Consider the following 11,961-nt stretch of genomic DNA (forward strand, 5'->3'; position numbering starts at 1 on the left):
TTCCGTGTCTTTCCAACGTTCATGAGGGCCGGCCAACGGCCGGCGCTACCGAAACCATCCGACGCCGATCAGCCCTTCGGCGCGTTCAAATAATCCAGGGACACCTGCAACAGCGCCCGCAGCCCCACATCCAGCGCCTTCTCATCGAGCAGGAACTTCGGCGAATGGTTGGCCGGGGCCTTGGCCGGGTCGATCCCTTCGCTGGTGGATCCGACGAAGAAGAACATGCCCGGTACCTGCTGGGCGAACAGCGAGAAGTCTTCCGCGCCCATCTGAAGCGGCGGCTCGTACACGTTGGCTTCGCCCACCACCGCCTGCAGGCTGGGCAGCATGCGCGCGGTCAGGGCCGGGTCGTTCACCGTGGCCGGATTGCCTTCGGCTTCGTAGATCTCAGTCTCGGCCCTGGCCCCGTGCGCCGCGGCGGTGTGCTCGGCCACGTTGCGCAGGTCGGCGAAGATCTGCTGGCGCATGCCCTCGTCGAAGGTGCGGATGGTGCCGACCATCTCGACCTCGTCCGGAATGATGTTGTAGCGGATGCCGCCCTTGATCGCACCGAAGCTGACCACGGCCGGCTGCTTGGAGATGTTGCTGCGGCGGCTGACGATGGTCTGTGCGGTGCCGACCAGGTCGGCGGTGGCGACGATCGGGTCGACCCCGTTCCAGGGAGCCGAACCGTGGGTCTGGCGGCCGATCACCTTGATGCCGAAGCGGTCCGACGCCGCCATCAGCGGGCCACCGCGCACGGCGATCTGGCCGGCCTGGACACTGGAGAACACATGCAGGCCGAACACGGCCTCGGGCTTGAAGTCGGCGAACACGCCTTCCTTGAGCATCAGCGCGGCCCCGCCCTCTTCCGGCGGCGGTGCGCCTTCTTCGGAAGGCTGGAAGATCAACATCACTTCACCCGGCAGGTTGTCGCGCATCTTCACCAGCGCGTCGGCCACGCCGAGCAGGGTGGCGGTATGGGCATCGTGGCCGCAGGCGTGCATGACCCCGACCTGTTCACCCCGATAGGTGCTGGTGGCTTTGGAGGCAAACGGCAGGCCGGTCTGTTCGGTCACCGGCAGGGCGTCCATGTCGGCACGCAGGGCGATGCGCGGGCCGGGCTTGCCCCCCTTGATGATCGCCACCACGCCGTGGTGGGCAATGCCGGTCTTCGGCTTCAGACCCATGGCGCGCAGACGCTCGGCGACCTTGGCCGAGGTACGTTCTTCGCGATTGGACAGCTCCGGGTGCTGATGGAAGTCGCGTCTCCATTCGACCACCTGGGCCTGAAGACGGGCGGCGGCGGCGGTGACTTCCGGGCGTTCGGCCGGGGCGGCGGCAGCCAGGACGGGGCTGGCCAGCAGCAGGGCGGACATCAACAGCGACAGACGGGGCATCGGGCGGGTCTCCACGGCAGACAGAAGGGCAACTACCTGAATGTAGGCCATCTGCGCCGGGATGTGTCGGTTTTGCGCCGCTTGAGGTCAACAGGGTGAGAACCCCTTGGGGAACATCGTCTCGCAATGCAGGTCTGAGCGCACGTCCCATCCGTCATGCAGGCAGTCTCGCGGCAGGCGGGTATGCTTTGCAGCAGCCAACCGGGCCCCCGCCCCCTGCCAGCCTCAGGAGTTTTGAATGTCGCGTTTCTGGAAGATCGTGCTGCTGGTGATCGCAGTGCTGGTGGTGGGCCTGATCGGCCTGCGTGTACTGGGGGGTGGCAAGAACAAGGCAGGCGGCCCGGCGGCCGCGGCCGAAGCCGGCAAGGACGGCGGGCGTGACAGCGCCCCCGTGCCGGTCACCGTGGTGGATGCCGCGCGCCAGGACGTGCCGGTCTATGCCAGCGCGCTGGGCACGGTGTCGGCCATGAACACCGTGACCGTGAGTCCGCAGGTGGGTGGCCAGCTGATCAGCCTGAACTTCAAGGAAGGCCAGGAAGTAAAGCAGGGCGATGTGCTGGCGCAGATCGACCCGCGCACCGCCCAGGCCAGCTATGACGAGGCCGCGGCAGCCAAGCGCCAGAACCAGGCGCTGCTGGCCACGGCGCGCTCCAACTACGCGCGCTCCAATTCGCCGGAGTACCGCCAGTACGTCGCCAAGACCGACCTGGACACCCAGCGCAACCAGGTGGCCCAGTACGAAAGCACAGTGGCAGCCAATGAGGCCAGCATGCGCGCGGCCCAGGTGCAGCTGCAGTACACCAAGGTCACCGCCCCGATCTCCGGCATTGCCGGCATCCGCGCGGTGGACGCCGGCAACGTGGTCAGCGCCGGAACCGCGCTGGTGACCCTGACCCAGGTGCATCCGATCCACATTGTGTTCAACCTGCCCGAGCGCCAGCTGCCGGACGTGCGCCAGGCGCAGCAGGCCGGCCCGGTGACCATCGCCGCGCTGGACCGCAACGATGCGCATGTGCTCACCGACGGCGGCAAGCTGGACGTGGTCGACAACCAGATCAGCAGCGACAGCGGCACCTTCCGCGCGCGCGCCCTGTTCGACAACACCGACAACACCTTGTGGCCGGGCCAGTTCGTCAACGTGCGCATGCAGCTGCGCACCATCAGCGGTGGCGTGGTCATTCCGACCCAGGCGGTGATGCGCGGTCCGGATGGCGAGTACGTGTATGTCGTGCAGGCCGACAACACCGTGGCGATGCAGACGGTGAAGAGCGGCGTCGAAGTAGGCGACAGCCACGTGCAGATCACCGAAGGCCTGAAGGGCGGCGAGCGGGTGGTGAGCGAAGGCCAGTTCCGCTTGAAGCCCGGCAGCAAGGTCACCGCACTGAAGCCGGGCGAAACCCCGGCCGCGCCGACCGAGGCCGAACTCAAGGCCGCGGCCCAGCAGCAGGGCCCGGGTGGCCGCCGTGGCGGTGGTCCGCGCTGATCGCGCACCGCGTCTTTCCGGTACCGGCGTCCGCGCGGGTACCGGCTTTCTGCATTGCCGTCTGACGTAACCGCAAGGACCCGCCCGTGGGCTTTTCGACGATCTTCATCCGCCGCCCCATCGCCACCTCGCTGCTGATGGCAGGCCTGTTGCTGCTGGGCATCCTCGGCTACCGGCAGTTGCCCGTGTCGGCGTTGCCTGAGGTGGACGCGCCCAGCCTGGTGGTGACTACCCAGTATCCCGGGGCCAACGCCACCACCATGGCGTCGCTGGTGACCACGCCGCTGGAACGCCAGTTCGGACAGATCTCCGGACTGGAGCTGATGACGTCGGATTCGTCGGCCGGGTTGTCGACGATCATCCTGCAGTTCTCGATGGACCGCGACATCGACATCGCCGCGCAGGACGTGCAGGCGGCGATCCGCCAGGCCACCCTGCCCTCGTCGCTGCCCTACCAGCCGGTCTACAACCGGGTAAACCCGGCCGATGCGGCCATCGTCACCCTCAAGCTCACCTCGGACACGCGTCCGCTGCGTGATGTGAACAATTACGCCGACTCGATCCTGGCCCAGCGTCTGTCGCAGGTGCAGGGCGTGGGCCTGGTCTCGATTGCCGGCAACGTGCGCCCGGCCGTGCGCATCCAGGTCAATCCGGCACAGCTGTCCAACATGGGCCTGACCCTGGAAGAGCTGCGCAGCGCGCTGACCCAGGCCAACGTCAATGCACCCAAGGGCTCGCTCAACGGCAAGACCCAGTCCTACAGCATCGGGACCAATGACCAGCTGACCAGTGCCGCCGAGTACCGCGACACCATCATCAGCTACCAGAACGGTCGCCCGGTGCGGCTGTCGGACGTGGCGCAGGTCATCGATGGCGTCGAGAACGACCAGCTCGCGGCATGGGCCGACGGCAAGCCGGCGGTGCTGCTGGAAGTGCGCCGCCAGCCGGGCGCGAACATCGTGCAGACCGTGGAACGCATCCGCGCCCTGCTGCCGCAGCTGCAGAGCGTGCTGCCAGCCGACGTGCACCTGGAGATCTTCTCCGACCGCACCGAAACCATCCGCGCCTCGGTGCATGAAGTGCAGTTCACCCTCATCCTGACCATCGGGCTGGTGGTGGCGGTGATCTTCGTGTTCCTGCGTCGCTTGTGGGCGACCATCATTCCGTCGGTGGCGGTGCCGCTGTCGCTCGCTGGCACCTTCGGGGTGATGGCGTTTGCCGGGATGTCGCTGGACAACCTGTCGCTGATGGCGCTGGTGGTGGCCACCGGCTTCGTGGTCGACGATGCGATCGTGATGATCGAGAACATCGTGCGCTACATCGAACAGGGCAAGAGCGGCCCGGAAGCCGCCGAGATCGGGGCACGCCAGATCGGCTTCACCGTGCTGTCGCTGACCGTATCGCTGGTGGCGGTGTTCCTGCCACTGCTGTTGATGCCGGGCGTCACCGGACGACTGTTCCACGAGTTCGCGTGGGTGCTCAGCATCGCGGTGGTGCTGTCGATGCTGATCTCGCTGACGCTCACCCCGATGATGTGCGCTTACCTGCTCAAGCCCGATGCGCTGCCGGAAGGCGAGGACGCGCACGAGCGCGCGGCCGCAGCGGGCAAGCAGAACCTGTGGACCCGCACCGTGGGTCTGTACGAGCGCAGCCTGGACTGGGTGCTGGATCACCAGCCGCTGACCCTGGGCGTGGCAGCGGGCGCACTGGTGCTCACCGTGCTGCTGTACGTGCTCATTCCCAAGGGCCTGCTGCCCGAGCAGGACACCGGGCTGATCACCGGCGTGGTCCAGGCCGACCAGAACATCGCCTTCCCGCAGATGGAGCAGCGCACCCAGGCCGTGGCCGAAGCGCTGCGCAAGGACCCGGCAGTGACCGGTGTATCCGCCTTCATCGGCGCCGGCAGCATGAACCCCACGCTCAACCAGGGCCAGCTGTCGATCGTGCTCAAGCAGCGCGGCGACCGCGACGGACTGGATGAGATCCTGCCGCGCCTGCAGCAGGCCGTGGCCGGCATTCCCGGTGTGGCGCTGTATCTCAAGCCGGTACAGGACGTGACCCTGGATACGCGCGTGGCCGCGACCGAGTACCAGTACTCGCTGTCCGACGTGGACAGCGCACAGGTCGCGCTGCAGGCCACGCGCCTGACCGAAGCACTGCGCCAGCGCCCGGAACTGGCCGACGTGGACAACAACCTGTCCAACCAGGGCCGTGCGCTGGAACTGAACATCGACCGTGACAAGGCCAGCGTGCTGGGCGTGCCGATGCAGACCATCGACGACACCCTGTACGACGCTTTCGGCCAGCGCCAGATCTCCACCATCTTCACCGAGCTCAACCAGTACCGCGTGGTGCTGGAAGTGGCCCCGGAGTTCCGCACCAGCACCGCGCTGATGAACCAGCTGGCCGTGGCCTCGAACGGCGCAGGCGCGCTGACCGGCAGCAACGCCACCAACTTCGGCCAGGTCACCTCGTCCAACTCGTCCACCGCCACCGGCATCGGCGCGCAGAACACCGGCATTCCGGTCGGCGCGGGCAACATCATTCCGCTGTCGGCACTGGCCGAGGGCAAGGTCACCAGCACGCCGCTGGTGGTCAGCCACCAGCAGCAGCTGCCGGCGGTGACGGTGTCGTTCAACATCGCGCCGGGCTATTCGCTGTCCGATGCGGTCAAGGCCATCGAAGACACCAAGGCCAGCCTGGACATGCCGGCACAGGTGCATGCGCAGTTCATCGGCAAGGCCGCCGAATTCACCGGCAGCCAGACCGACGTGGTGTGGCTGCTGCTGGCCTCGCTGGTGGTGATCTACATTGTGCTGGGCGTGCTGTACGAGAGCTACATCCACCCCATCACGATCATCTCCACCCTGCCGCCCGCCGGCGTCGGTGCGCTCCTGGCCCTGATGGTGTGCGGGCTGAGCCTGTCGGTGGACGGCATCGTCGGCATCGTGCTGCTGATCGGCATCGTCAAGAAGAACGGCATCATGATGGTCGACTTCGCCATCGAGGCGCGCCGGGCCGGGGCCAATGCACACGAGGCGATCCGCCGGGCCTGCCTGCTGCGCTTCCGCCCGATCATGATGACCACCGCGGCCGCGATGCTCGGCGCGTTGCCGCTGGCGCTGGGCACCGGCATCGGCTCGGAGCTGCGTCGCCCGCTGGGCATCGCCATTGTCGGCGGTCTGCTGCTGTCGCAGCTGGTCACGCTGTACACCACGCCGGTGATCTACCTGTACATGGAGCGCTTCTCCGAGCGCATGCGCATCCGTCGTGAGCAGCGTGCGCTGCGCCAGGCCGCCGCACAGGACCGCGCGTGAACATCTCCGGCCCGTTCATCCGCCGCCCGATCGGCACCACCCTGCTGGCCATCGGCCTGTTCGTGGTGGGGCTGCTGTGCTACCTGAAACTGGGTGTGTCGGCGCTGCCGAACATCCAGATTCCGGTGATCTTCGTGCACGCGAGCCAGTCCGGTGCCGATGCCACCACGATGGCATCGACGGTGACCGCGCCACTGGAACGCCACCTGGGCCAGCTGCCCGGGGTGGACCAGATGCGCTCGTCCAGCTCGGAAGGCAGCTCGCTGGTCTTCATGATCTTCCAGAGCGGCGTGGACATCGACTCGGCCGCGCTGGACGTGCAGACCGCGATCAACTCGGCGCAGGCGGATCTGCCTTCCGGGTTGGGCTCGCCGATGTTCCAGAAGGCGAACCCGAACGATGATCCGGTGATCGCCATCGCGCTGACCTCGCAGACCCAGTCGGCCGATGAACTGTACAACGTGGCCGACTCGCTGCTGGCCCAGCGCATCCGCCAGATCAACGGGGTGTCGTCCGTCGATATCGCCGGTGCCTCGACACCGGCGGTGCGGGTGGATGTGAATCTGCGGCTGCTCAATGCGCTGAACCTGACCCCGGATGACCTGCGCAATGCGGTACGCGCGGCCAACGTGACGTCGCCGACCGGATTCCTGAGTGACGGCAACACCACCACGGCGATCATCGCCAACGACTCGGTGGCACGCGCGGCAGACTTTGCCAACCTGGTGATCAAGACCCAGGACGATGGTCGGGTGATCCGTCTCAAAGATGTGGCCAACGTCTACGACGGCCAGCAGGATGCCTACCAGGCCGCCTGGTTCAACCACAAGCCGGCCGTGGTGATGTATGTGTTCACCCGCGCCGGGGCCAACATCGTGGAGACCGTGGACCGGGTCAAGGCGCAGATCCCCACCCTGCGCGACTACCTGCAGCCGGGCACCACGCTGACCCCGTATTTCGACCGCACCCCGACCATCCGTTCGTCGCTGCATGAGGTGCAGATCACCCTGCTGATCAGCCTGGCGATGGTGGTGCTGACCATGGCGCTGTTCCTGCGGCGGCTCGCCCCGACCCTGATCGCGGCCATCACCGTGCCGCTGTCGCTGGCTGGTGCCGCGCTGGTGATGTACGTATTCGGGTTCACCCTGAACAACCTGAGCCTGCTGGCGCTGGTGATCGCCATTGGCTTCGTGGTCGACGACGCCATCGTGGTGATCGAGAACATCATGCGCCACCTCGACGAAGGCATGCCGCGCCTGCAGGCCGCGTTGACCGGCGCGCGCGAGATCGGCTTCACCATTGTCTCGATCACTGCCTCTCTGGTGGCGGTGTTCATTCCGCTGCTGTTTGCCAGCGGCATGATCGGCGCGTTCTTCCGCGAGTTCACGGTGACCCTCGTCGCGGCCATCGTGGTCTCGATGATCGTCTCGCTGACCTTGACCCCGGCGCTGTGCAGCCGCTTCCTGAGCGCACACGAAGAACCGGAGAAGCCCTCGCGGATCGGTCGTTTCCTGGATGGCGCGCATGACCGCATGCTGCGCGTCTACACGGTGTGCCTGGACTTCTCGCTGCGCCATGCGCTGCTGCTGTCGCTGACCCCGATCCTGCTGATCGTGGCCACGGTGATGCTGGCCGGCGCAGTCAAGAAGGGCTCGTTCCCACCGCAGGACACCGGCCTGATCTGGGGCCGCGCAAACTCCAGCGCGACGGTGTCCTTCGAGGACATGGTCAATCGTCAGCGCCGGATCACCGACATGCTGATGGCCGACCCGGCGGTGAAGACCGTGGGCGTGCGCCTCGGCAGCGGCCGTCAGGGTTCCAGCGCGCAGTTCAACGTAGAACTGAAAACCCGCAAGGAAGGTCGCCGTGAAACCACCGCCGCCGCACTGACGCGGCTCAGTGCCAAGGCCGACCGCTACCCCGACCTGCAGCTGCGCCTGCGCGCGATCCAGGATCTGCCCAGCGACGGCGGCGGCGGCAACAGCCAGGGCGCGCAGTACCGGGTGTCGCTGCAGGGCAATGACCTGGCCCAGCTGCAGGAATGGCTGCCCAAGGTGCAGGCAGCGCTGAAGCAGAACCCCAAGCTGCGCGACGTCGGCACCGACGTGGACACGGCAGGCCTGCGCCAGAACGTGGTGATCGACCGTGCCAAGGCAGCACGCCTGGGCGTGTCGGTCGGTGCGATTGATGGCGCGCTGTACGGCGCGTTCGGTCAGCGCCAGATCTCCACCATCTACTCGGACATCAACCAGTACAGCGTGGTGGTCAACGCGCTGCCGGAGCAGACCGCCACGCCGAAGGCGCTGGACGAGATCTACGTGCGTGCCGGCAACGGCGAGATGATTCCCCTGACCGCTGTGGCCGAGCAGGTGCCCGGGCTGGCTCCGCCGCAGATCACCCATGAAAACCAGTACACCACGATGGACCTGAGCTACAACCTGGCTCCAGGCGTCAGTACCGGTGAGGCGGATCTGATCATCAAGCGCACCATCGACGGCCTGCGCCTGCCCGGCGACATCCGGATCAGCGATGGCGGTGGCTTCAACGTGCAGTTGAATCCCAACTCGATGCTGATCCTGGTGCTGGCCGCGATCATCACCGTGTATCTGGTACTGGGCATGCTGTATGAAAGCCTGGTGCACCCGGTCACCATCCTCTCCACGCTGCCGGCGGCAGGCGTGGGCGCACTGTTGGCGCTGTTCGTGACCAACACCGAACTGTCGGTGATCTCGATGATCGCGCTGGTGCTGCTGATCGGCATCGTGAAGAAGAACGCGATCATGATGATCGACTTCGCGGTGGTGGCGCAGCGCGAACACGGCAAGACGCCGCTGGAAGCCGTGCGCGAGGCCAGCATCGTGCGCTTCCGTCCGATCATGATGACCACCATGGTGGCGATCCTGGCGGCGGTACCGCTGGCGATCGGCATCGGCGAGGGCTCCGAGCTGCGTCGCCCGCTGGGTATCGCGATGATCGGCGGCCTGCTGTTCTCGCAGAGCCTGACCCTGCTCAGCACGCCGGCGCTGTATGTAATCTTCTCGTGCCTGCAGGGCCATTGGCGCGCGTGGCGGGCACGCCGGCGCGAGCGCAGAATGCTTCGACGCGCGGCGCGCGCGTGACCCTGCGACCGCGCGTCACATGACAATCATTTGACGCGCGGTAACGAAAAGAGAACAATTCGCGGCAGCCACGGTCCTGCCGCGCTTCGCGCCCTGCGCTGATTCCCCGCCTTCTGCGGGCAGTGCCCCGACTCAGCCACCTCCCCCTTTTCCGCCATCACCTGATCGCGGACGGTGTGCTGCTGTCCGCGGAGGACCCTGAAATCATGCAATCCGCTGCACTGCTGCGCCCTACCCTGTTAGCTCTGTCGCTTTCGCTGGCCTGCGTGGCCCAGGCCCAGACCACTCCCGATGGTGCGCCGCGCACGCGCAGCGCCACCGAACTGGACGCGATCACCGTGACCGGCGAGCGTGCCCACACCGACACCGGTGCCCTGGGCGATCGTGCGGTGCGCGATACCCCGTTCGCCATCTCGGTGGTGGGCCGCGAGGCGATCGAGCAGCGCCAGGTGATCTCGCTGGGCGAGGCGTTCCTGACCGACCCGTCGGTGGTGACCCAGGTCAGCGCCTACGCCAGCGGCTGGAGCTCCCCCATCCGCAATCGCGGTATCGACCTGAGCTATGACAGCTACCGTGTCAACGGACTGCAGGTGTCTTCGTGGGGCACCGAGTGGCCGCTGGAAGTGATGGAGCAGGTGGAACTGCTGAAGGGGCCAGGCGGCTTCATGTATGGCTTCGGCCAGCCGGGCGGGATCATCAACTATGTGACCAAGAAGCCCACCGACACTCCCACGCTGTCCGCGCAGCTGGGCTGGCGCGAGCAGGGTGTGGTCAGCGGCCAGGTGGATGTGGGCGGTCGCTTCGGCAACGAGGACATGTTCGGCTACCGCTTCAACGCGTACCAGGAGAAGGGCGAGACCTTCAACGGCGGCGACGTGGACCGCAAGGTAGGCTCGCTGTCGCTGGACGCGCGACTCAGTGACGCCATCACCTGGACCTTCGACGGTGTGTTCCAGGAACGCGATCTGAGTGAGGAGTCGCCGCAGTGGTATTTCCGTGGCCTGACCGAACTGCCGCGCCCGATTGGCGGCGACGTCGACAACAGCATCCCGGGTACCTACTACGACACCCGCTCCAGCCTGCTGTCGACCGCGCTGAACTGGCAGATCAACGAGGACTGGAAGGCCAGTGTGAGCTACGGCTACACCAGCTCCTGGAATGACGTGAACAAGATCTTCGCTTACATCGACGATGTGAACGGCGACTACGACATCAATTCGTACGAGCTGGGCGGAAAGACCGAGTGGAAGCAGGCACAGGCAATGCTGCAGGGCCGGTTCCAGACCGGCCCGCTGTCGCACCAGGTGGTGGCAGGCGTCTCGCACCAGACCGCAACGGGCTGGGATCGCCCGTATGAGTGGAATCTGATCGGCCGCGGCAACCTGTACCAGCGCCCGACGATCCGTCACGACGCGGTGGGTTCGCGGGTGATGACGCGCAGCAGCGAGACGATCCAGCAGGCGGTGTTCGTCAGCGACACGGTGGACTTCGGCCACGGCTGGTCGGTGCTGGCAGGTGCGCGCTACAACGACTTCGAGAACAAGGGCAGCTACCACACCTATCCGGTGACCCCGACCTACGCGGTGATGTACAAGCCGGTGGAAGAAGTGACCCTGTACACCAGCTATGTAGAGTCGCTGGAGGCGGGCAACCGCGTTGGTTCGGATTACATCAACGCCGGCGACGTGCTGGACCCGACCATCAGCAAGCAGTTCGAAGTGGGCGCGAAGATGGAGTATCCGCGCTGGAACGCGAACGTGGCGGCGTTCCGTCTGGAGCGCGGCGCGAACATCGACCGGATCACCCCGGCGGGCCTGCTGCTGGTGCAGGATGGCATCACCCTGTACGAAGGCATTGAAGCCAGCGGCGCGGTGCACCTGACTGACGCGTTCACCCTGGGCGGCGGCGTCACCTGGCTGGACCCGACCTACGACAAGCTGTCGCCGGACAGCGCCAGCCAGCAGGGTAACCGCACCACCGGCGCGGCGCGCTGGAACGGTGTGCTGCACGCAAACTACCAGCTGCCATGGGTGGATGGCCTGGAGGCCTACGCGCTGGCCCGCTACTACGGCGACGTCTACTACGACGCCGACAACACGCTGAAGCTGCCGGACTACACCCTGTTCAACGCCGGCGTGGGCTACCGCACGCAGTGGAACGAGCACGCGGTGACCTGGCGTGCGAGCGTGGAGAACCTGACCAACAAGAAGTACTGGTCGAACGCCGGCCTCGGCCTGCCGCGCACGTTTGCAGTAAGCGTACGCTTCGATCTGTAACCCTGCGGCTGCGGCTGCGGCTGCAACCATCACGTAGAGCCGGGCTTGCCCGGCTGCTGTTGGTCTTTGGCGAACAGCCGGTGGTCGTCGGTTCACTGGTGTTGGCGGATCGGGGCGGGCGTTCCGGGGGACGCTGCAAGTACGTCCATGTAAGCTCGATCGCCGCATCCATGCGGCTCACGCCCCCTCCAGCCCACCCCGATCCGCCATCGACAGTCCATCGGTGGCCATCGAAGATCAACAGCACATCGCTGTTGATCCGGCATTTCTCAATGGCCACCGACCACGTATCGAGGGGCCGGCGGGTGGGGGGTACGGGACCGTGAAGGCACATGGATGTGCCGCCCGAGCCTAACGGGAGATTTAAGGCGTGTCCCGTACCCC

The 11,961-nt window shown here is 66.4% G+C and carries 5 protein-coding genes; 4 read left to right on the plus strand and 1 reads right to left on the minus strand.

All coding sequences use genetic code 11. From position 1 onward, the window contains the following. Nucleotides 1-68 precede the first annotated feature (68 nt). Nucleotides 69-1,382, minus strand: coding sequence for a M20 family metallopeptidase (locus QMX83_RS16165; RefSeq protein ID WP_282297663.1), 1,314 nt, complete (start codon nt 1,380-1,382; stop codon nt 69-71). A 238-nt stretch (nt 1,383-1,620) separates the two neighbouring features. Here QMX83_RS16165 and QMX83_RS16170 point away from each other — a divergent pair, with 238 nt between their 5' ends. The 4 genes from QMX83_RS16170 (at nt 1,621) to QMX83_RS16185 (ending at nt 11,577) form a co-directional block, all read left to right on the plus strand. Then, the gene (locus QMX83_RS16170) at nt 1,621-2,865 is read left to right on the plus strand and encodes an efflux RND transporter periplasmic adaptor subunit (protein ID WP_282297664.1); all 1,245 of its coding nucleotides are present in this window, start codon (nt 1,621-1,623) and stop codon (nt 2,863-2,865) included. An 86-nt stretch (nt 2,866-2,951) separates the two neighbouring features. Further along, the gene (locus QMX83_RS16175) at nt 2,952-6,182 is read left to right on the plus strand and encodes an efflux RND transporter permease subunit (protein ID WP_282297665.1); all 3,231 of its coding nucleotides are present in this window, start codon (nt 2,952-2,954) and stop codon (nt 6,180-6,182) included. Beyond that, the gene (locus tag QMX83_RS16180; RefSeq protein WP_282297666.1) at nt 6,179-9,301 is read left to right on the plus strand and encodes an efflux RND transporter permease subunit; all 3,123 of its coding nucleotides are present in this window, start codon (nt 6,179-6,181) and stop codon (nt 9,299-9,301) included. The genes QMX83_RS16175 and QMX83_RS16180 overlap by 4 nt, the downstream gene beginning before the upstream one ends. A gap of 206 nt (nt 9,302-9,507) precedes the next feature. Continuing rightward, on the plus strand, nt 9,508-11,577 hold the full coding sequence (locus tag QMX83_RS16185) for a TonB-dependent receptor (protein ID WP_282297667.1): 2,070 nt from the start codon (nt 9,508-9,510) through the stop codon (nt 11,575-11,577). Nucleotides 11,578-11,961 lie beyond the last annotated feature (384 nt).

The sequence above is a fragment of the Stenotrophomonas sp. PS02289 genome, from assembly GCF_029960115.1.
Classification (GTDB): Bacteria; Pseudomonadota; Gammaproteobacteria; order Xanthomonadales; family Xanthomonadaceae; genus Stenotrophomonas.